Here is a 22101-nt window from a genome sequence, read left to right as displayed (position 1 = left end):
TCAACTTACTCTTATCTTCGATGTACAGCGCAGGTGTGGATTTCAGCAGCCGGGGCGTCGTTTCATCGTAGGTCGGCTCGAAGCCGTAGTGGTTGGCCGCACCGGGCAACAGCGAAAACGAACGCTCGAAACCCCGGGCATGGGGCGCCCGTTCTGCGGTCAGGCCCAGGTGCCATTTGCCGCTCATCAACGTCTGGTAACCCGCCTCGCGCAGCAGCTCAGGCAGGGCGACCACGCGGTCGTTCAAATGCCCTTCGTAGCCGGGCTTACCGATCAACTCCGGGGTCAGGGCTTCGGCCATGGTGCCGATGCCGGCGATGTGGTGATCGGTGCCGGTGAGCAGCATCGAACGGGTCGGCGAGCAGGTTGGTGCGGTGTGGAAATCGGTCAGGCGCAGGCCATTGTTGGCCAAGGCATCGAGGTTCGGTGTATTGATTTCGCCGCCGAAGGCGCCGATGTCGGAAAAGCCCAGGTCATCGGCCAGGATCACTAAAAAGTTGGGACGTTGCGGCATCAAGATTTTCCTTTTTCAGTAGGCAATGAAGGACAGCGGCAGATCGCGGACCTGCACCGACACGGGGGGCTGGTAGTGACCGTCGCTGGTGAGTTCGTGAAGCAGTTCTTCGCGCAACTGGTGGAAGTCGAAACTGCTACGCTGACGCGGATGGGGCAGGGCAATGTCGACCACTTGTTTGATCCGCCCCGGACGCGGCTCCATCACCACCACGCGGTCGGCGAGGAAGATCGCTTCCTCGACATCGTGGGTGACCAGCACTGTGGTGATTTTTGCCCGCGCGCGGATCGCCAGCAGTTCGTCCTGCATCTGCTGGCGGGTCAGCGCATCGAGGGCGCCGAATGGCTCGTCCAGCAGCAGAATCCGTGGGCTGGCCACCAGGCCTCGGGCGATGGCCACGCGCTGCGCCATGCCGCCGGAGAGTTGGTGCGGATAGGCGCGGGCGAAGTCGCCCAGGCCCACCAGCGCGATGAAGTCATGGATACGCTTGTGCTTTTGCGCGGCGCTCAATGGCTCGTTGACCAGGCCCAGGCCGATGTTGTCGGCCACGCTCAGCCACGGGAACAAACGGTGTTCCTGAAAGACGATGCCGCGCTCGCCACCGATGCCGGTGACGGCTTTGCCGTCGACGCTTATCTGCCCGCGAAATTGCCTGTCGAGGCCCACCAGCAGCCGCAGCAAAGTGGATTTGCCGCAACCGCTGGAGCCGACGATGGCGACGAATTCGCCCTCGGCGATGTCCAGGTTGAATTCGCGAATGGCCTCCAGTTCGAAGCCGTCGACGTCGAAGGTTTTGCCCACGTGATTGAAGCTGACAATCGGTGCGTTCATGCGTGTCTCCAGCGAGTGGCGCGGATTTCCAGGCGTTGGCCAATGAGGTTGAGCAGGGCGCCGGTCAGGCCCACCAGGAGCATGCCGGCCATGATCAGGTCCATGCGCAGCAGTTGCTGGGCACCGATCATCTGGCTGCCGATGCCGCCGTTGGACGGCATGAAATATTCGGCGCCGATGGTGCCGAGCCAGGCGTAGATCAGGCTCAGGCGAAGCCCTGCGAAAATCCCCGGCGCGGCGCCCGGCAACACCAGTCGAACAAGCCGCTGGGGCAGGTTCAGGCGCAACACCTGCGCAGCCTCGTTCAGTTGTGGCGAGAGATTGGCGACGCTGCGTTGGGTGGCGATGAATAGCGGGAAAAACGCGGCGAGGGCGACGAACACCCACTTGGCCAATTCCCCCAGGCCGAACCACGCGGTGAGCAGCGGCACCCAGGCGAAAATGGCGATCTGGCGGAGGGCGGCGAGGGTCGGGCCGAGCACGCGTTCACTGGTGCGCGACAGTCCAAGCAGCAGGCCCAGAGCAAAGCCGAGCCCGCCACCGAGCAGTAACCCGCCAAGGGTTCGGCCCAGACTCAGGGCCATGCCGCCAATCAGCGTGCCGTCGAGCAGGCCATGCCAGGTGGTGTGCAGGACGGCCAGCGGGCTGACCAGAATGTTCGGGTCAATCCACAGCTGATCCGCGCTCAGTTGCCACAACGCCAACAGCGCCAGTGGCAGCAGCCACGGTTGCAGACGTTGCCAGCCTTGATAACGCGGCCCGCGACGGATTTCGGCGGTGGCCGGGTGCGGCCAGTGCACCAGCGTCCTGTCCAGCAGGCCGATGCCGCGATCCATCGCCACGCCGATCAGGCCGATCATCACGATGCACACGAACACGATGTCGAGCATGAACAACTGGCGTGCCCAGACCATCAGGTAACCGATGCCTTCGCTGGACGCGAGCAGTTCGACAGCGAGCAGCGAGGTCCATCCGGCGGCCAGCGCAAGGCGCACACCGGCCATGAAGGCCGGCAGTGCGGCGGGCAGCACCAGGCGGCGGATCAACAGGTGCCTGGGCAGGCGCAACACGGCGGCGGCTTCGCGTAGCCTGGGTTGGGCATCGCGCACGCCGACCAGTGTGTGCAGGGTCACCGGCACCACGATGGCCTTGATCAGCACCACCAGTTTCAGCACTTCACCGATACCGAAAAACACCATGAACAAGGGAATCCAGGCCAGGGTCGGGACTTGCGCCAACCCGGCGAAGGTGGGAAACACCAGGCGTTCGAGCGTACGACTGAAACCCAGCGCCGCGCCCAATACCGCACCGACACTGATCCCCGCGAGCAGGCCCCAGGACAAACGTTGCAGGCTGATCCACAAATGGCTCCACAGCTCGCCTTGGGACAATTCAACGGCGCTGCTCCAGACCAGGGTCGGCACCGGCAGGATTTGCTCGCTCATCCAGTGATTGCGGCTGGCGAGCCACCACAGCGCAAAAAGGGCAGTGGGTAACAACCACGGCAACAAGCGTTGGCCCAGGCTCGGCCATGTTCGCTTGTGTTCAAGCGAGGGCGCGGCCAGTGGCAGGCTGAGAAGGGAAACACGGGCCATGAGAGACCTCCGTTGTCGGGTTGCAATAAAGACCTGCTTTTTTGTGGGAGCGAGCCTGCTCGCGATGAGGGCGTGTCAGGCGGCTTATGTGCTGGATGACACACAGCCATCGCGAGCAGGCTCGCTCCCACAGGGGTAAAGTTGTATGCGAAATTGATCTATAAAAATTAAAATCAATGCTATTGAGAGATAAGCGAGACCATTTAAGGCCTCGATCAGCCGCCGCATCCAATGCATTCGAAGAATATTTTCGATGCTGCCAAGGCATACCTGGCGGAGAGGTCCGCCGGTGTTGGTATAGATCCATATGATCTAAAAATGTGAATTTATAGTATTTAAGTGTTGGTTCTGATTCGGCCTACTTTCGGCTCATCAACGCCCGTTGCCCCAAGGAGCCGCACCCATGAACCTTCCCTTCAAACGTGTCATCAGCCTGTTCGCCGCACCGGCCCTGGCGGGTCTGCTGGCCTTCACGGCCAACGCCGGTGAGCTCAAGGAAATCCGCATCGCCGTGCCTGACCTGAGCGCTGGTACCCAGCACAGCGGTGGCGGTGTAGTGGATGTGTTGCGCGATCAACAGATCTTCGAAAAGGCCTTTGCCGATCAAGGCATCAAGATTCAGTGGAGCTTCTTCAAGGGCGCAGGCCCGGTGATCAACGAGGCGTTCGCCAACGGTCAGGTGGACCTGGCCTACCTCGGCGACCTGGCAGCCATCATCGGCAAGTCCAATGGACTGGATACGCGATTGCTCAGCGCCTCGGCGCGCGGGGTGAAGCACTACCTCGGCGTGGTACCGGGTTCGGGGATCAAGACCCTGCAAGACCTCAAGGGCAAACGTGTGGCGATCTTCCGTGGCACGGCCAGCCAGCTGTCCTTTGATGCGGCGCTGGCCAGTCAGGGGTTGAGCGAGAAGGATGTGAAAGTCATCAACCTCGACTTCAACGCTGCAGTGGCGGCGCTGGCGGCGAAGCAGATCGATGCCTCGTGGGGTGGTTCCGGGCTCACCGCATTACAAGCCAAGGGGCTGGCCGAGTTGCCTCTGACCACCAAGGACCTGGGTGGCGCCGGCAGTGTGCAGGCCGTGTTGGTGGGGACCGGGAAGTTTGTCGACGAGCACCCCGAGGCAGTCGCCACACTGCTCAAGGCTCAACAACAAGCGGTGGCGTGGCTGACCCAGGATAGCAACAAGGACGCTTACGTTCAGTTGGTGTCGGGGTTGGCGAGTTACCCGCCGGTGATTCTCAGCCAGGATCTGAAGGATCAGAAATTGAGCGAGGTATTCCCGTCGACACTTGATCCGGTGTTCCTTGGCAAATTGCAGGATGCGGTGGACCTGGCTTCGCAGCAGAAGCTGATTCGCAAGTCGTTCAAGGTGAGCGATTGGGTGGCGCCGGAATTGGCTGCTGCCAAGCTCTGAATCTTCAGTGAGCTCACTGGCCTCATCGCGAGCAGGCTCGCTCCCACATTAGATTTGAGTCGTACACAAACTTGTGTCCGACAACGATCCCCTGTGGGAGCGAGCCTGCTCGCGAAGAGGCCCTAAACCGCGACGCTGATCTGTTGTCTGTCCACCGCCACCAGCGTCTCGATCATCGCCCGCGCCGCCGGCGACAACCGGAACCCGGTGCGACTGACAATCCCGCACCGCGCATTCATGCTCTCGATGTTCTGCGGCAAATTGCGCCAGTGCAGCAGCACCAGCGCACCCTGGGCAATGTCTTCGATGAACGCCTCTTTCGTGCCCACGCCGATGGCGTTGGATTGCAACACCACCTTCACCAGCGCCGGAAAATGTTCGGTCTCGAGGGTTGGTGAAAAATCCACCCGTCCACTGAGGTTCGCCAGCAATTTGCGAATGCCTGGCGGGATCTTCGTGGTCGCCAGCGGGTAATCGAACATGTCGTTGGTCGACAGGCTCTCCTTGGCTAGCAGCGGATGCCCGGGGCGGCAGAAAAACACACCGCGCTTGGGCGTCAGCGCCTGGGTCTGGAAGTTCGGGTCGGACTCGAAATGGCGGATGTCGGCGATGAAGAATTCGATCTCCTCACGGCTCAGGGCGCGGCTGAGTTTTTCCCAGTTATCCACTTCGAAGCAGGTGCGCACTTTCGGGTGTGCATTGATGAATTGTGCCACCGCATCCGGCACCAGTTTTACCGCCGGCGCCGGGCCGCAACCGAAACGCAGTTCGCCGGCATCGAGCTTGGTCATCTGCGTCACTTCCGAGCTGAGCAGCGCCGCACCCTGCACCAGGCTGCGGGCATGTTGCAGCACCACCAAGCCCTCGGGGGTGGGGCGCAAATCCTTGTTGCCACGGTCCACCAACACGCAGCCGAACTCTTGCTCCAGCCCCTGGATGCTGCGGCTGAAGGCCGGTTGGGTAATGCCCATGGCCTCGGCCGCGCGCACGAAACTGCGGTGTTCGTCGAGGGCGATGAAGTAACGCAACTGGCGAAGATCCATATGCTTTTCCGGCATCCTAAAAATAGCTCGAAGGCATTTGCGACGAGGGTTGACTGAGGTTTTAAATGCAACCTCTTATTCCGTCAACGAAGCATGTAGATATCTATTAGATCTAAATAGAATATAGATAGAGCAGTGTTTCGCGGCCGGTTCAACCGCAAGCAGTCTGATGAGGGTCTACCCATGAGCAATGCCGCTTTCGCAGTACAACCCGCTGTTCACACGCTTGAAATCCATCCGGTGGCCGGTCGCATCGGTGCCGAAATCCGCGGCGTACAGCTTTCCGGCGAGCTGGATGCCGCCACCGTTGAAGCCATTCAACAGGCGCTGCTGCAATACAAAGTGATCTTCTTCCGCGAGCAGACCCAACTCGACGATCAGCGCCAGGAGGCGTTCGCCCACCTGCTCGGCGAACCGGTGGCGCACCCGACCGTGCCGGTGCGTGAAGGCACGCGTTTTCTGCTGGAGCTGGACGGTGCCGAGGGCCAGCGTGCGAGCTCCTGGCACACCGACGTGACCTTCGTCGAGGCCTACCCCAAAGCCTCGATCCTGCGCTCGGTGGTGGCCCCGGCTTTCGGTGGCGACACCCTGTGGGCGAACACCGCCACCGCCTACAACGGGTTGTCGGAGGAGCTGCGTGAGCTGGCCGACAAACTGGTCGCCGTGCACAGCAACGAATACGACTACGCCGGCACCCGACCGGACGTCTCGGCGGAGAAGCTGGAGCGCTATCGCAAGGTCTTCACCTCGACGGTCTACGAGACCGAACACCCGGTGGTGCGCGTGCACCCGATCAGCGGCGAGAAGAGCCTGTTGCTGGGGCATTTCGTCAAACGCATCAAGGGCTATTCCCAGGCCGATTCGGCGCACCTGTTCGGGTTGCTGCAAAGCCATGTGATCCGCCAGGAAAACATCGTGCGCTGGCGCTGGAAAGCCGGTGACGTGGCGATCTGGGACAACCGCTCCACCCAGCATTATGCGGTGGATGACTACGGGACCCAGGACCGGATCGTGCGTCGTGTGACGCTCAAGGGTGAAGTGCCGGTGGGTGTGAATGGGCAGGTCAGCCAGACGGTGAAAGGGCCGGATATCGAAGGCGTCTGAACCGACGCTATCGCGAGCAAGCTCGCTCCCACAGGGGGTCTTCGGTGTTCACAGGATCAGTGTGGGAGCGAGCTTGCTCGCGATGGCGGCCTGGCAAGCACTAAAGAATTTCTTTTGATCGGGAACCCCGCCTTATGAGTCCGTTGCACTTTGCTCAAACCTCCTCACCCCAACGGCTCAAACGCCTGCCCCTGGCTCTGCTACTGGCAGGCAGTGCCGGCTGGACCCAAGGCTATGCGGCCGAAAGCGCCAGCCCTGAAACCACCCCGGCAAAAACCGCCACGGCCGACAATACCCAACTGGCAACCGTGACGGTCACGACTCGCCGCCGCGAAGAAAGCTCGCAGGACGTACCAACCCCGATGAGCGTGGTCAGCGGCCAGACCCTGGAAGCCCAGCGGGTCTATCGCATCCAGGATTTGCAGCAACTGGTGCCCAGCGTCAACGTCGCCTACATGCATGCGCGTCAGTCCAGCGTGTCGATTCGTGGCCTGGGCAACAACCCGGCCAGCGATGGCCTGGAAGGCAGTGTCGGCCTGTACCTCGATAACGTATACCTCGGCCGGCCAGGCATGGCTGTGTTCGACCTGATGGACATCGAGCAGCTTGAAGTGCTGCGCGGTCCGCAAGGCACCTTGTTCGGCAAGAACACCACCGCCGGCGTGATCAACATCAGCACCCGTGCGCCGACCTTCACTCCAGAACGCAGCATCGAATCTTCGGTGGGCGAGGATGGCTACTTCCAGACCAAGGGCACGATTTCCGGCCCGCTGAATGACCAGCTTGCCGGGCGCTTTTCTGCGTATCGCACCCGCAGCGACGGCGATATCAAGAACGAATTCGACGGCCACGATTTGAACGGCGGCTCGCGCGATGGCTTCCGTGGCCAGTTGCTGTTCAAGCCGAACGAAGCGTTCAACCTGCGCTGGATCGGCGACTACAACGAAGAAGACTCCAGCGCCGGCACCCGCGTGTTGTTCAACACAGGGCCGACCATCAATGGCACCAACCTTTACCAGACCCGGGCCAACGCCGCGGGCGCGACATTGGTCGATGGCACCCACCGCAAGGTCAACCTGAACAACGACCAGCATGTCACCGTGCATCAGGGCGGCACGTCGATGGAGGCCAACTGGACGCTGCCGAGCGACTTCACCCTGACGTCCATCAGCGCTTACCGCTGGTGGAATTTCACCCCGCGCAATGATGACGGCCTGAACGCCACCGTCTTCTACAACGCCGGGGTTTCGGTGGAGGACAAGCAGTATTCCCAGGAGTTTCGCCTGGCGTCGCCTACCGGCGGGTTCTTCGATTACGTGCTCGGCGCCTACTACTTCGGCTCCGACCTGGACAACAAATCCTTCACCTTCTACGGGCCGCAAGCGGATATCTGGAACGGCACGCCAAACGGTGCATTGAACAACATCGACAGTGTCGGCAACGGTCATATCGAAACCAACAGCTTCGCGCTGTTCGCACAGGGCACCTGGCACCTGACCGAACGACTGGATTTCACCGCCGGCCTGCGCGGCACCTATGAAGAGAAAAACGCCTGGGTGACCCGCAATGCACCCGCCGGTGGTGCCGCAGTCACCGGTGCGGCGGCCGCGGCACGACGTGCTCGTGCGGGGGCCTACGATTCCGGCGATCTGAACCAGTACAGCTCCAGTCCTTCGGGCCTGTTGAACCTCAGCTACCACCTCACCGACGACCTGCTCACCTACGCCACGCTGTCCCACGGCGAAAAATCCGGTGGGGTCAACCTGGCCGTCGGTATGGCGCCGGTGGCCGGTGCCGACTCATTGCTGATCGGCACCGAGCGCGCCAACAACGCCGAGCTCGGTTTCAAGAGCACCCTGTGGGACCGTCGCCTGCAACTCAACGCCAACCTGTTCTGGACCCAGGTCAACGGCTATCAGACCAATGCCTATGACGACGTCAATCGCGTGCAATACCTGACCAACGCCGGTTCCGTGCGCTCCCGTGGCGTGGAATTCGAAAGCACCCTGATCCCGCTGCGCGGCCTGACGCTGAACATCAACGGCTCGTACAACGACGTCAGCTACCTCTCCTACAAGGATGCGCCGTGCCCGCCGGAAGTCAGCCTGGCGCCGGGCGCTCCACCGTCTTGCGACCTCAGTGGCCATCAAGTGGTCGGCGCCTCGAAATGGATCGGCAATGCCAACGGCGAATACAAGTGGAACCTGAGCAACGGCTTCGAGGAGTACGTCACCGCCAGCTATGCGTTCCGCTCCAAAGCGGTGGGCACGGTGGAAGACTCCGACTTCGGGCAGATCCCGAGTTATGCGGTGGTCAACCTGTCCACTGGTCTACGCGGCGACTTAAACCAGGGGCAGTGGGACGTTTCGTTGTGGCTGAAAAACGCCTTCGACAAAACCTACTACACGACGCTGTGGACGGCCGCCAATGGTGGTTATGAAGGCTTACTCGGTACGCCACGGACTCTGGGTGTGACCGGCCGATACGACTTCTGACGGCGAAAAAGCATGCCTTGAATGAATACTTTCGATGCATGAAAAGCATCGGATTTTTTCCACTGCGCCAGAGCCCTTGAACGGCGGGCTCTGGCGGTGGGTTAAGGGTTTCGCATATTTCTTTCAGATCTAGATATAAGTTTAAACATTACTTTAAGAACTAAGCGTTCAAGCCAATGATTGCTCTACCGGGACGTCATCGGGGGATGTTCAGCACGACGTTCCGGTTATCCGCAAAGAGACCGCAGGGAGTTAAACAATGGGCAATGTCCAGATCGCCGCCGGTGCACATGAGGTGCTTTGGCGCCAGGCACCCGGTGGCGAATTGGTCGACCTCGGCCGACCGCACCGGGTGCCCTTGGGGCAGTTGCGTTTGCAGCGAACCCCCAAAGGCGTCCTTCGCCGGCGTGAAGCAATCGTGCTGGGCGTGCTGGCGTTGCTGGTGCATGGCGCGGTGATCTATTGGGTCAATCAGCAACCGACCCCGGTGCTGCCGATCGTGCCGCCTGAAGTCCCGCCCATGACCATCGAATTCTCGCGTCCGGCGCCTCCGGTGGTCGAGCCGCCGCCACCGCAACCCGTACAACCCGTGATTGAGCCACCACCGCCTGTGGAGGATGAACTGGCGGTGAAGCCGCCTCCACCGAAGCCGGTTCCCAAGCCCAAGCCGGTCGCCAAACCGCTACCGAAACCGGCGCCAAAAGCCGTTGAGCAGCCACCCGCACCGCCACAACCGGCAGCACCCGTCGCGGCCCCGGCACCACCTGCACCGCCGGCCCCAGCGCCTGTGACACCGGCCTCCGCCACCGCCGGCTACTTGAAAAACCCGGCGCCGGAATACCCGTCGCTGGCCCAGCGTCGCGGCTGGGAAGGCACGGTGTTGTTGCGCGTGCATGTATTGGCCAGCGGCAAGCCCGGCGAGATTCAGATCCAGAAAAGCAGTGGTCGCGATGCGCTGGATGACGCCGCGCTGAACGCGGTGAAACGCTGGAGTTTCGTGCCGGCCAAGCAAGGTGATGTCGCCCAGGACGGCTGGGTCAGCGTGCCCATCGATTTCAAGATTCATTAAACAGAAACCAATTTCGCGCGAAACGTTTACACGAGGAATACATCATGACGTTACTGGCCTCTCCACTTGAATCCATCGAAAGCGCGGTGATCTGGCTGCTGGTGGTTTTTTCCGTCGCGACCTGGGGCCTGGCATTGCTCAAGGGCGTGCAGTTCGGTCGGCTGAAGGCACAGGATCGAAAGTTTCATCAGCAGTTCTGGACCGCTTCGAGTCTCGACTCGGCGGCCGAACTGAGCGAAACCCGGCCCGGCGCGGCCGCCCGGGTGGCGCAGGCCGGTTATGCGGCCATCCAGGTGGGCGAGACGCCACAGGCGGCGGACTTGAGCCAGGCGATCAATCATCAGGATCGTCTGGAGCGAGCCTTGCGCCAGCAGATCGTGCGCGAACGCCGGTCGCTGGAAACCGGGTTGGCCGTGCTCGCCAGTATTGGCAGTACCTCGCCGTTCATTGGTTTGTTCGGCACGGTGTGGGGAATCATGGAAGCGTTGAAAGGCATCAGCGCGGCGGGCTCGGCCAGCCTTGAAACGGTCGCCGGGCCGATTGGCGCGGCACTGGTCGCCACGGGCGTGGGGATCGCCGTCGCGGTGCCGGCGGTGCTGGTTTACAACTATTTTTTGCGTCGTTTGAAACTGACGGCGGCGGATCTGGATGACTTCGCCCACGACTTCTACAGCCTCGCGCAGAAGAGTTCGTTCCGCGTGCTGATTCACCCGACGGCGCACAAGGTGGCAGCCCAGGGCAACGCACAGAAAGTGAAGGAGGCGTCCTGATATGGCCTTCTCCACGCAAGACACCGATGAGGTGCTCAGCGAGATCAACGTGACGCCGCTGGTGGATGTGATGCTGGTGTTGCTGGTGGTGTTCATTGTCACCGCACCGCTGCTGACCAACGCCATTCCGATCAACCTGCCCAAGACCGAAGCGGTGGCGCCGGTGGAGCAGAAGGACCCATTGGTGGTGAGCATCGACGGTGCCGGCAAACTGTTCATCAACAAGGACGAGATACAGCCGGACTTGCTGGAGTTCAGCCTCAAGTCGGCGAAGGCCAAGGACCCCGAGGTTCGCGTGCAGTTGCAGGCGGACGACGGTGTGAATTACGGCGAGGTGGCGCGGGCCATGGCATCGATTGAACGGGCAGGGATTACCAAGTTGTCGGTGATCACTGCGCGTTAACAGATTTTCGTTTTCCGGGGCCGTCTCCTTGGCAGGGTGCGGCCCCTTTTTTATTCCGACTAAATCCCAAACCTGTAGGAGCTGGCTTGCCAGCGATGAGGCCCTGACATTCAGCATCTACGTTGACTGTTAAACCGCTATCGCTGGCAAGCCAGCTCCTACAGGTTATGTGTTTAATATTCGATACAGATCTTAATAAATAGCTTCTTATTCCTTAACGAATATAACTCTCCTCCCTATACTCGACCGGGAACAGACACGCAGCAGGAGAGCTCCCCCATGCGCAACGAATCAATTCGCTACCTGATTGTGCCGGGCTGGCAAGGATCGCCAGAAGATCATTGGCAAAGCCACTGGCAGAACAGCCTGCCGAACAGCGCACGGGTGGAGCAGGCCGACTGGCTGACGCCGCGCCGTGAAGACTGGGTCGCGGCGCTGGCCGAGGCGATTGCCGCCGACAGCACGCCGGTCATCCTGATCGCCCACAGCCTGGGTTGCATCACCGTTGCCCATTGGGCGGCGACCGCGCCTGTGCAGTTCCTGCGTCAGGTGCGCGGTGCCCTGCTAGTCGCACCGGCGGATGTCGAGCGCCCGGCCTGTGCGCCGGCCTTGCGCAACTTCGCGCCGATCCCGACGGACCTGCTGCCATTTCCGAGCCAGGTCGTCAGCTCCGACAACGACAGCGCCGTCAGTGCGCCGCGAGCCCTGGAGCTGGCGCGCAACTGGGGTGCCGAGGCGGGGATTCTGGCGGGGGCGGGGCATATCAACGTGAAGTCCGGTCACCAGCGTTGGGAGCAGGGTTTTGCCTATCTCTATCGCCTGCAAAACCGCATGGAACACCACGCCCTGCGCCGCGCTTGAACACTTTCTTTATTTAACGCCCCCGTCTCCCGGCGGTTTTGGGCGGGAGTCTGCCATGAGCTTTGAAACCTTCGGTCAGCCACTGCTGACCTTTCCCGACGCCGAAAAAAGTCCCCTGAGCATCCGCGCCAAGGCGCTGGTGTTTGTCGACCCGCGTTCGCGGCAATTACGTGAAGACCTTGAGCAACTGGCCACGCGTTCAGTCTCGGTGCTGATCCGTGGCGAAACCGGCACCGGCAAGGAGTTGCTGGCCCGTCATATCCACCGCGCCAGTGATCGCGGCGGGTTGTTCGTGTCGGTCAACTGCGGCGCCATCAGCCCGACCTACGCCGATGCCGAGTTGTTCGGCTATGCGGCGGGTAGCTACAGCGGTTCGGCGAGCAGTCGTGCCGGCTGGTTCGGTTCGGCCAACGGCGGCACGCTGTACCTGGACGAAATCGGTGACCTGCCGCTGCCGATCCAGATCAAGCTGCTCGCCGCCCTGGAGAACCATGAAGTCACCCGCGTCGGCGCTCAGCAACCGAGCCCGGTGGATGTGCGGCTGGTGGCGGCCACCAGCATCGATCTGGCCCAGGCGGTGGCCGCCGGAAAATTCCATGAGCGGCTCTATCACTATCTCAGCGAAGGCCCGCTCGAACTGCCAGCACTGCGCGAGCGTACAGGGGACATCCTGCCGCTGGCCGAATACTTCCTCGGCATCTACAGCCAACGCCTCGACCTGCCAGTGCCGCTGATCAGCGAAGCCGCACAGCTTGTGCTGGAACGCCACAGTTGGCCGGGCAATACCCGGGAGCTGGAAAACATCATTCACTTTGCGCTGCTGGTGAGTACGGGTGACGAGATATTGCCGGAGCATTTGAACCTGCCGGAACCCTCGATTTCGCTGGAGCAGATCGGGAGCCAGATCAGGCAGATTCTCGACAATGGCACTGTTGCTGACAAGGCAGCCCTGAAACAACTGCTCAAAAACACCGCGCTTTTGTAGGAGCAAGCTTGCTCGCGATCCAGGCGCCAAGGTTTCCGGGCGGACGCCATCGCCGGCAAGCCGGCTCCTACAGGGAATAGTGTGCAAGTTAGAGCTGTACGAACAAAATGGAATATGAAGCTGAATAAACGTTATTGTTCGGGAATAAAAAATCCCGGTATTGTCCGCTTCACGCCAGCGATAGCACTTCACTGGCACTCTCATCTTCAAGCCGTCGCCACAAGCGACTGTGATTTTCGATAAGGACACTGCATGAAAAAGGTTCTGTTGTTCACCGCACTGGCGGCTGCCCTGACCGCGGGCCTGGCCCAGGCTGGCGAGAAACTGGTGGTTGCCGCGACCCCGGTTCCACACGCCGAGATTCTTGAACTGATCAAGCCAACCCTCGCCAAAGAAGGCGTGGACCTGGAAATCAAAGTCTTCACCGACTACGTTCAGCCGAACGTGCAGGTCGACCAGAAGCGTCTGGACGCCAACTACTTCCAGACCCTGCCGTACCTCAAGAGCTTCAACGAAGGCAAAGGCACTCACCTGGAAACCGTGATCGGCGTGCACGTCGAACCTTTCGGCGGCTACTCGAAGAAAGTCAAAACCCTGGCTGAGCTCAAAGACGGCGCGACCATCGCCATCCCGAACGAAGGCAGCAACAGCGGCCGTGCCCTGATCCTGCTGCAGAAGGCTGGCCTGATCGAGTTGAAAGACCCGAAAAACGCCTTGGCCACACCGAAAGACATCGCCAAGAACCCGCACAACTTCAAGTTCAAGGAGCTTGAGTCCGCGATGCTGCCGCGTGTGCTGGATCAGGTCGACCTGGACATGATCAACACCAACTACGCGCTGGAAGCGGGTCTGAACCCGGCTAAAGACGCACTGGTGATCGAAGGTGCCGACTCGCCTTACGTGAACTTCCTGGTGGCCCGTCCGGACAACAAGGACAGCGTTGCCATCCAGAAACTGGCCAAGGCCCTGACCAGCCCGGAAGTGAAAGCCTTCATCGAGAAGAAGTACAGCGGCGCGGTACTGCCAGCGTTCTGATTCGCGAAGCAAACCCCTTCAAGGTTTCAAACGCCGACGGCTGAATTAGCGTCGGCGTTTTTTTTACGACTGAAGATCAAAAGATCGCAGCCTTCGGCAGCTCCTACAAAGGTTTGCAGGGGCCCTGTAGGAGCTGCCGAAGGCTGCGATATTTTTTGGTTTTATGCGCTCAATCCGGCCAATACCATGCCGGCTCATCCAGCATGCGCTGGCCCACGATCCCGGTCTGGCCAAGATTTTTCTCCAGCACGATGCAGTTGCAGTCCGGGTCCTCCTGCAACGCCGAAATCAAGCGCCGGGCATGGGACACCACCCACACCTGGCACTGCGCCGAGGCACGGATGATCAAGCGTGCCAGCGCCGGCAGCAGATCCGGATGCAGGCTGGTTTCCGGTTCGTTCAGCACCATCAGTGTCGGCGGCCGTGGCGTCAGCAGCGCCGCGACCAGCAGCAGGTAACGCAAGGTTCCGTCCGACAGTTCGGCGGCTGACAGCGGCCGCAACAAACCTTCCTGAAAGAACTCGATGGCGAAGCGTCCACCGGGCAGAGGGTCGATATTCAACCGAGCGCCGGGGAAGGCGTCGCTGATCGCCGCCCGCAAGGCGTCGGGATCGCCGATTTCGATGATCGTCTGCAAGGCCGCCGCCAGATCGCGTCCGTCGTGATGCAGCACCGGCGTGCGAGTGCCCAGTTGCGGTTGACGCGCCGGGGCGTCGGCATCGCTGCGAAAATGATCGTAAAAGCGCCAGCGGCGGATGAACTCGCGCATCTCCAGCACTTCCGGTGAACCGCGCAGGCTGCCGACCTGATCGAACAGGCTGTCGAACGTCGGCGTGTGCTGCGCCAGCACATCCCACTTGCGCTCGGAGCGGGCACGGATCATCGGGCCGTCACGATCGACCAGCAGACTGGCCGGGCGGTAGAACGCGCCTGCCCACAGGCATTCACGTTTGATCTGCGGGTCGAGACTGAAATAGGACGGTATCGGCGAACTGTGCCCGGGCAGCATGAAATGGCCATTGGAATCGGGAAGGCCGAGGCTGATCGAGTAGCCGAAATCTTCTCCCGCAAACCCCAGGCGCAGGCGCTTGACGCCTTGGCGCACGGTGGGCTCGATGGCGACTTCGCCGGTGCGCATGCGCCGGGAGAGGGTTTCCGGGCCGGCCCAGAAGGTCGAATCCAGCCCGCCTTCACGGGCCAGGGCATTGACCACGCCACCGTGGGCGGTTTCCGCCAGCAGGCGCAGCGCACGGTACAGGTTGGACTTGCCGCTGCCGTTGGGGCCGGTGATCAGATTCAGTCGGCCCAGCGGGATCACCAGTTTGTTGATCGAGCGGTAGTTGGCTACCGCGAGCGTGTTGAGCATGTGGGTTCCTGTGGCGGGGTCAAGCGAGGCCCATTGTCCGTTACGGGCAGGTGTCTAGCGCAAGTGTTCTGGACGTAAGGCAGGGTGAATTTTTTCTTCATAAGACGCTCGTGCAAGGTTGCTATCCTGTTCTAAGCTCTCTGTCGTGCTGTACATGAAAAAGGCCAAGGAGTTTGCATGGTGGTTCCCGGATTCAAAGTAGTCATGGCCTTGAGTGTCGTCACCCTGCTGACGGCTTGCGACCAGAAAAAACCCGTACAGGAATACCTGCCACGGGTGTTCGTGCAAGTCGTCAAGCAGGCGGACTACGCGGCCCCGGTTACCCTCACCGGTGATATTCAGGCGCGGATACAGACCGAGCTGTCTTTCCGTGTGGGTGGCAAGATCATCCAGCGTTCGGTTGACGTCGGCGATCGAGTAACCGCCAAGCAAGTGCTGGCCCGGCTCGACCCCAAGGACTTGCAGAGCAACGTCGACTCGGCCCAGGCCCAAGTGGCCGCCGAACAGGCGCGGGTGAAGCAGAACGCGGCGGCATTCGTACGCCAGCAAAAACTCCTGCCCAAGGGTTATACCAGCCAGAGTGAATATGACTCGGCCCAGGCCGCCTTGAACAGCAGCCAGAGCGCCCTGAGCGCTGCCCAGGCGCAGTTGGCCAATGCCAAGGATCAGTTGAGCTATACGGCGCTGATCGCCGATGCGCCGGGGATCATTACCGAGCGCCAGGCGGAGGTCGGCCAGGTGGTTCAGGCGACGATGCCGATCTTCAGCCTGGCCCGTGACGGCGACCGCGATGCGGTGTTCAACGTTTATGAATCGCTGCTGGCCGAGAAGCCGAGCGATGACACCATTGTCCTGAGCCTGCTCGACAACCCGGCGATCAAAACCACCGGCACCGTGCGCGAAATCACCCCGGCGGTGTCGGCGCAATCCGGTACCGTGCAGGTCAAGGTCGGCCTCAACAGTCTGCCCGACGGCATGCAGTTGGGCTCGGTGGTGAGTGCCACGGCCAGGGGATCGGGCAAATCGGTCATTGAGTTGCCGTGGTCGGCGCTGACCAAAAACATCAGTGAACCTGCTGTCTGGATTGTCGACGACAAGGGCAAGGCCCAGTTGCATTCGGTCACTGTCGGCCGTTACCTGACCGGCAAGGTCATCATCAGCGGCGGGTTGAAAGACGGCGACAAAGTCATCATCGCGGGCGGCCAACTCTTGCACCCTGACATGGAAGTCGAGATTGCCGAAGACACTTACAAGGATCTGACGTGGGGAGCCAAGCCATGAAGCCTTTATGGGCGTTGTCCATCGGGCTGGTGCTGAGCGCCTGTTCCAAAAGCGAACCACCGCCGGCACCGGTACGGCCGGTGTTGTCGATCAAGGTCCAGACCTTGAACGAAGAGGACCTGGGCCGCTTCGCCGGCAGCATCCAGGCGCGCTATCAAAGCGATACCGGCTTCCGCGTGGGCGGGCGGATCGCCAGTCGTAACGTCGATGTCGGCGCCGAGGTGGAGAAGGGGACACTGCTCGCCACCCTCGATCCTTCCGATCAGCAGAACCAATTGCGTTCGGCCCAGGGCGACCTGGCGAAAATCCAGGCGCAACTGATCAATGCCAAGGCCAGTGCCCAGCGTCAACAAGCCCTGTTCGATCGCGGGGTCGGCGCACAAGCGCAACTCGACGCGGCCAACACGGACCTGAAAACCACCCAGGCCTCCCTCGATCAGGCCCGGGCGGCCGTCAACCAGAGCAAAGACCAATTGGGCTACACCGAGCTGCGCGCCGACCATAAGGCCGTGGTCACCGCGTGGAGCGCCGAGGCCGGGCAAGTGGTGACGGCGGGTCAGCAAGTGGTGACCCTGGCGCAACCGGACATCAAGGAAGCAGTGATCGACCTGCCCGATACCCTCGTTGATCAGTTGCCCAGCGATGTGGTGTTTCAGGTTGCTGCGCAACTCGATCCGAGCCTCAACACCACCGCCATCATCCGTGAAATCGAACCCCAGGCTCAAAGCGCGACACGCACCCGTCGCGCCCGCCTGACCCTGGCCGAAACGCCACAGGGTTTCCGCTTGGGCACGGCCATCAGCGTCACCCTGAGCACGGCGATCAAGCCGCGCATCGAGTTGCCAGTCACCGCGCTGCAGAAGGTCGATGGCAAACCGCGCATCTGGGTGATCGATGCACAGAGTAAAACCGTCTCCCCCCGTGACATCACCGTGATCAGCCGCACCGACAGCACCGTAGTGCTGGCCGGCGGCGTGAAGAACGGCGAGCGGGTGGTCAGTGCCGGTGTCAACAGCCTCAAACCGGGGCAGCAAGTGAAATTCGACGAGGACAGTCAATGAAAGGGCCTTTCAACCTCTCGGAATGGGCCCTCAAGCATCAGTCGTTCATCTGGTATCTGATGTTCGTCGCGTTGCTGATGGGTGTGTTCTCGTATTTCAACCTGGGGCGCGAAGAAGACCCGTCGTTCACCATCAAAACCATGGTGATCCAGAGCAAATGGCCGGGGGCGACCCAGGAGGAAACCCTCAAGCAGATCACCGACAGGATCGAGAAAAAGCTCGAAGAGCTCGACTCCCTCGACTACGTGAAAAGCTACACGCGCCCCGGCGAATCGACGGTGTACGTGTACCTGCGCGACACCACCGGTGCCAAGGACATCCCGGAAATCTGGTACCAGGTGCGCAAGAAGATCAACGACATCAGATACCAGTTCCCGCAGGGCATACAGGGGCCGTCGTTCAACGACGAGTTCGGTGACGTCTTCGGGTCGATCTACGCCTTCACCGCCGACGGCTTGACCCTGCGTCAGTTGCGCGATTACGTGGAACAGGCGCGCATGGAGATTCGCGGTGTGCCGGGGCTGGGCAAGATCGAAATGGTCGGCCAGCAGGACGAAGTGCTTTACCTGAACTTCTCCACGCGCAAACTCGCCGCGCTGGGCATCGATGAGCGTCAGGTGGTGCAGAGCCTGCAATCCCAGAACGCCGTGACCCCGGCGGGTGTCATCGAGGCCGGACCGGAGCGGATTTCGGTGCGCACGTCAGGGAAGTTCGCTTCGGAGAAAGACCTGGCCGAGGTCAACCTCAAGCTCAACGACCGCTACTATCGCCTGGCCGACATTGCCGAAATCCGCCGCGGTTACGTCGATCCGGCCTCGCCGGAATTCCGCTTCAACGGCAAACCGGCCATCGGCCTGGCGATTGCCATGCAGAAGGGTGGCAACGTCCAGGCATTCGGCAAGGCCTTGCACGCCCGTATTGACGAGTTGACCGCCGACTTGCCGGTGGGCGTCGGCATTTACAACGTGTCCGACCAGGCCGTGGTGGTCGAGGAGGCCGTCGGCGGCTTTACCAGCGCGTTGTTCGAGGCAGTGGTGATCGTGCTGCTGGTCAGCTTCGTCAGCCTTGGCGTGCGCGCCGGGCTGGTGGTGGCCTGCTCGATCCCGCTGGTGCTGGCGATGGTGTTTGTATTCATGGAGTACAGCGGTATCACCATGCAGCGGATTTCCCTCGGTGCACTGATCATCGCCCTCGGCCTGTTGGTGGACGATGCGATGATCACCGTGGAGATGATGGTCACGCGCCTGGAATTGGGCGAGACCAAGGAGCAGGCGGCAACCTTCGCCTACACCTCCACGGCGTTTCCGATGCTCACCGGTACGTTGGTGACGGTGGCGGGCTTCGTGCCGATCGGCTTGAACGCCAGCTCGGCCGGCGAATACACCTACACCCTGTTTGCGGTGATTGCCTGTGCGATGCTGGTGTCGTGGGTGGTGGCGGTTCTGTTTGCGCCGGTGATCGGCGTGCACATTCTCAGCACCAAAGTGAAACCTCATGAAGGTGAACGCGGGCGCATCGGCAAGGCGTTCAACGGTGGGCTGCTGTGGTGCATGCGCAATCGCTGGTGGGCCATCGGCATTACGGTGCTGTGTTTTGTGCTGGCGCTGTTTTGCATGCGCTTCGTGCAGAACCAGTTCTTCCCGTCGTCGGACCGGCCGGAAATCCTGATGGACCTGAACCTGCCGCAAAACGCCTCGATCGACGAAACCCGCCGGGCCGTCGATCGCCTCGAAGCCACGCTCAAGGACGATCCGGACATCGAGCGCTGGAGCACTTATATCGGGCAGGGCGCGATCCGCTTCTATCTGCCACTGGACCAGCAACTGCAGAACCCCTTCTACGCGCAGTTGGTGATCGTCAGCAAAGGCCACACGCGTGAGGCCATGATGCAGAAGCTTCGCGAGCGCTTGCGCAACGACTTCGTCGGCATCGGCAGTTATGTCCAGGCACTGGAAATGGGTCCGCCGGTAGGGCGTCCGATCCAGTACCGGATCAGCGGCAAGGACATCGACCAGGTGCGCCGACATGCCATCGACCTGGCCACGGAGCTGGACAAGAACCCGCACATTGGCGAGATCATCTACGACTGGAACGAACCGGGCAAAGTGCTGCGCATCGACATCGCCCAGGACAAGGCGCGGCAGTTGGGGTTGTCTTCCGAGGATGTGGCCAACCTGATGAACGGCATCGTCAGCGGCCAGTCGGTGACCCAGGTCGATGACGACATTTACCTGATCAACGTGGTCGGTCGTGCGGTGGATTCCGAACGCGGAACGCCGGAAACCCTGCAGAACCTGCAAATCGTCACGCCGAACGGCACGTCGATTCCGCTGCTGGCGTTCGCCACGGTGCGCTACGAACTGGAGCAGCCGCTGGTGTGGCGTCGCGACCGCCTGCCGACCATCACCATCAAGGCGGCGATCCGCGACGAGATCCAGCCGACGGACCTGGTGAAAATCCTCAAGCCGTCCATCGACGCGTTCGCTGCCAAACTGCCGGCGGGCTACAAGGTCGCCACCGGTGGTACGGTGGAGGAAAGCGGCAAGGCCCAGGGCCCGATTGCCAAGGTTGTGCCGCTGATGCTGTTCCTGATGGCGACCTTCCTGATGATCCAGCTGCACAGCGTGCAGAAACTGTTCCTGGTGGCCAGCGTCGCGCCGCTGGGGCTGATCGGCGTGGTGATCGCGCTGGTGCCTACGGGTACGCCCATGGGCTTCGTGGCGATCCTCGGGATTCTCGCGTTGATCGGTATCATCATCCGTAACTCGGTGATCCTGGTGACCCAGATCGAGGAGTACGAGCAGAAGGGTTATGCGCCGTGGGATGCGGTGGTGCAGGCCACCGAACATCGGCGTCGTCCGATCCTGCTGACCGCAGCGGCGGCGAGCATGGGGATGATCCCGATTGCCCGGGAAGTGTTCTGGGGGCCGATGGCTTACGCGATGATCGGCGGGATCGTCATCGCCACCTTGCTGACGCTGCTGTTTTTGCCGGCGCTGTATGTGGCCTGGTACAAGATTCGCGAGCCGAAGAAAGAGGCTGTTTAAGAAGCGAGCGCTTCGCGCTCATCGCGAGCAAGCTCGCTCCCACAGGTGTACGCGGTCAACTGTGGGAGCGAGCTTGCTCGCGATGGCGTCGGGACTGACTACACAGCTTTACGCCACACACTCGCCAACCAAGGCTGCTGCTCCCGCGGCAGCCCGGCCGGCCGGTAGTAATGCTCCAACTCGACAAAACCCGCCTCGATCAGCAACTGCTGCCAGGCCGCCAGGTCGTGATACGACCCATAACGTGGCCCGTTCCAGCCCTCCTGATTCTCGCCACGGGGATTGGAACTGAACAACACCCCGCCCGGTTTCAACGTTCCCCACAACTGCTTCAGCACCCGTGGTAATTCCTGACGCGGAACATGAAACAGCACCGCATTGGCAAAAATTCCGTCGAAACGCTCGGCCGGCAGATCAAGCTTCAGGAAGTCCTGTTGCCACACCTCGCAACCGCTGTCGTCCCGGGCCATCTGCGCGAATTTTTCCGAACCGTCGAGGCCGACGGCTGTGTGGCCCATGCGGGTGAAGGTTTGCAGATCACGACCGGGTCCGCAGCCGAAGTCGAGAATGTCGAAAGGCGCCTCACCCTGGATGTGCCGCAACAGGGCATCGATGTTCTGGCTGACGTCGTGATCGCGCGTGCCTTCACGAAAGTCTTCGGCCACTGCGTTGTAATGGCCCAGGGTGGTGGCGGTGATCTGTTCGAGGTCGTCGGGTGTTTGCTTCATGGTCGGCTGCGCAGGCAATTTGGATTCACCGAATATACGCCATGGCGCCGGGGGCTGCTGCGCAGCCCATCGCGAGCAAGCTCGCTCCCACAGACAACCGATGATTAAAGTCAGACTCAGCCCTTTTTCATCCCCAAACACTCAATGGAGTGATCCACCATCGCCTTGGCAATCTCCAGCAAATGCCAGATCGAATACACCATCGCCCGGTCGGCCCCCTTGAGCTGGTCGCCACATTGATACGCCGTGACCGAAGCACAGCGCAGCAGGTCGGCGACATAGAGTTGGGTGTCTTCGAAGCTCACGTCCTTGCTGACGTTGTAGAAGCGCATTTCATCGGGTGGTGCGGGTTGCTTGCCGGTGAGGTGGAAATCGATGGCGCGGTAGAGCGCTGAGCGATCCCTGAGTGGGTCGTCGGTGGAGGTTTCGGGGGGATCGGGAACGGATTTTTCCATGAGTGTTACTCCTATTGCTGCATGGGAGCCATCACTTATCG

The 22101-nt window shown here is 61.3% G+C and carries 18 protein-coding genes and 1 pseudogene; 12 read left to right on the top strand and 7 right to left on the bottom strand.

All coding sequences use genetic code 11. The features are described from left to right. Nucleotide 1: 1 nt before the first annotated feature. The 3 genes and pseudogenes from CD175_RS27920 to CD175_RS27910 form a co-directional block, all read right to left on the bottom strand. A pseudogene (locus CD175_RS27920) lies at nt 2-514 on the bottom strand (sulfatase-like hydrolase/transferase); the annotation flags it as partial. Nucleotides 515-529: 15 nt separating this feature from the next. Further along, nucleotides 530-1345: an ABC transporter ATP-binding protein gene (locus CD175_RS27915; protein WP_104451251.1), complete on the bottom strand. Its 816-nt coding sequence runs from the start codon at nt 1343-1345 to the stop codon at nt 530-532. Next, nucleotides 1342-2940, bottom strand: a complete 1599-nt coding sequence (locus CD175_RS27910; protein WP_104451250.1) for an ABC transporter permease — start codon at nt 2938-2940, stop codon at nt 1342-1344. The genes CD175_RS27915 and CD175_RS27910 overlap by 4 nt, the downstream gene beginning before the upstream one ends. Before the next feature lie 403 nt (nt 2941-3343). On the opposite strand from CD175_RS27910, the gene CD175_RS27900 reads away from it, so the two are divergent. Then, complete coding sequence (locus tag CD175_RS27900; RefSeq protein WP_095964484.1) at nt 3344-4357, top strand: ABC transporter substrate-binding protein; 1014 nt, start codon at nt 3344-3346, stop codon at nt 4355-4357. A gap of 122 nt (nt 4358-4479) precedes the next feature. On the opposite strand, the gene CD175_RS27895 is transcribed toward CD175_RS27900, so the two are convergent. Then, entirely contained in the window at nt 4480-5400 is a 921-nt protein-coding gene (locus tag CD175_RS27895; RefSeq protein ID WP_104451248.1) for a LysR family transcriptional regulator, read from the bottom strand. A 183-nt stretch (nt 5401-5583) separates the two neighbouring features. Between CD175_RS27895 and CD175_RS27890 the strand changes: the two genes are divergently transcribed. The 8 genes from CD175_RS27890 to CD175_RS27855 all read left to right on the top strand — a co-directional run bounded on the left by CD175_RS27890 (nt 5584) and on the right by CD175_RS27855 (nt 14122). Next, complete coding sequence (locus CD175_RS27890; RefSeq protein WP_104451247.1) at nt 5584-6504, top strand: TauD/TfdA dioxygenase family protein; 921 nt, start codon at nt 5584-5586, stop codon at nt 6502-6504. A 134-nt stretch (nt 6505-6638) separates the two neighbouring features. Continuing rightward, the gene (locus CD175_RS27885; protein WP_104451246.1) at nt 6639-8999 is read left to right on the top strand and encodes a TonB-dependent receptor; all 2361 of its coding nucleotides are present in this window, start codon (nt 6639-6641) and stop codon (nt 8997-8999) included. 259 nt (nt 9000-9258) lie between these two features. After that, on the top strand, nt 9259-10068 hold the full coding sequence (locus tag CD175_RS27880; protein WP_104451245.1) for an energy transducer TonB: 810 nt from the start codon (nt 9259-9261) through the stop codon (nt 10066-10068). Between the two features lie 44 nt (nt 10069-10112). Further along, nucleotides 10113-10838 carry a MotA/TolQ/ExbB proton channel family protein gene (locus CD175_RS27875; protein WP_104451244.1) on the top strand — a complete coding sequence of 242 codons (726 nt, stop codon included), beginning with the start codon at nt 10113-10115 and terminating at the stop codon, nt 10836-10838. Between the two features lies 1 nt (nt 10839). Next, the gene (locus CD175_RS27870; protein WP_102701888.1) at nt 10840-11241 is read left to right on the top strand and encodes an ExbD/TolR family protein; all 402 of its coding nucleotides are present in this window, start codon (nt 10840-10842) and stop codon (nt 11239-11241) included. A gap of 279 nt (nt 11242-11520) precedes the next feature. Next, a complete protein-coding gene (locus CD175_RS27865; RefSeq protein WP_007972928.1) occupies nt 11521-12102 on the top strand; it encodes an alpha/beta hydrolase in 582 nt (193 codons plus the stop codon). A gap of 55 nt (nt 12103-12157) precedes the next feature. Next, entirely contained in the window at nt 12158-13087 is a 930-nt protein-coding gene (locus tag CD175_RS27860) for a sigma 54-interacting transcriptional regulator (protein WP_104451243.1), read from the top strand. Nucleotides 13088-13339: 252 nt separating this feature from the next. Next, on the top strand, nt 13340-14122 hold the full coding sequence (locus CD175_RS27855; protein ID WP_007972924.1) for a MetQ/NlpA family ABC transporter substrate-binding protein: 783 nt from the start codon (nt 13340-13342) through the stop codon (nt 14120-14122). A 169-nt stretch (nt 14123-14291) separates the two neighbouring features. Here CD175_RS27855 and CD175_RS27850 read toward each other — a convergent pair whose 3' ends face one another. Then, nucleotides 14292-15488 (bottom strand): AAA family ATPase, encoded by a 1197-nt coding sequence (locus CD175_RS27850; RefSeq protein WP_104451242.1) that lies wholly within the window; start codon nt 15486-15488, stop codon nt 14292-14294. A gap of 177 nt (nt 15489-15665) precedes the next feature. Between CD175_RS27850 and CD175_RS27845 the strand changes: the two genes are divergently transcribed. Genes CD175_RS27845 through CD175_RS27835 form a run of 3 tightly spaced genes read left to right on the top strand, consistent with a single transcriptional unit; the run spans nt 15666 to nt 20877 of the window. Continuing rightward, on the top strand, nt 15666-16769 hold the full coding sequence (locus CD175_RS27845) for an efflux RND transporter periplasmic adaptor subunit (RefSeq protein WP_104451241.1): 1104 nt from the start codon (nt 15666-15668) through the stop codon (nt 16767-16769). Then, nucleotides 16766-17830, top strand: a complete 1065-nt coding sequence (locus CD175_RS27840; protein WP_104451240.1) for an efflux RND transporter periplasmic adaptor subunit — start codon at nt 16766-16768, stop codon at nt 17828-17830. The genes CD175_RS27845 and CD175_RS27840 overlap by 4 nt, the downstream gene beginning before the upstream one ends. After that, entirely contained in the window at nt 17827-20877 is a 3051-nt protein-coding gene (locus tag CD175_RS27835; RefSeq protein ID WP_104451239.1) for an efflux RND transporter permease subunit, read from the top strand. The genes CD175_RS27840 and CD175_RS27835 overlap by 4 nt, the downstream gene beginning before the upstream one ends. Nucleotides 20878-20975: 98 nt before the next feature. Here CD175_RS27835 and CD175_RS27830 read toward each other — a convergent pair whose 3' ends face one another. Together CD175_RS27830 and CD175_RS27825 are read right to left on the bottom strand one after the other, a co-directional pair. After that, on the bottom strand, nt 20976-21605 hold the full coding sequence (locus CD175_RS27830) for a class I SAM-dependent methyltransferase (protein WP_104451238.1): 630 nt from the start codon (nt 21603-21605) through the stop codon (nt 20976-20978). Nucleotides 21606-21721: 116 nt separating this feature from the next. After that, entirely contained in the window at nt 21722-22060 is a 339-nt protein-coding gene (locus tag CD175_RS27825; RefSeq protein WP_104451237.1) for a DUF6124 family protein, read from the bottom strand. Nucleotides 22061-22101 lie beyond the last annotated feature (41 nt).

This window comes from Pseudomonas laurylsulfatiphila (genome assembly GCF_002934665.1).
GTDB classification, from domain to species: domain Bacteria; phylum Pseudomonadota; class Gammaproteobacteria; order Pseudomonadales; family Pseudomonadaceae; genus Aquipseudomonas; species Aquipseudomonas laurylsulfatiphila.
This window is presented reverse-complemented; position numbering and strand designations above follow the sequence as displayed.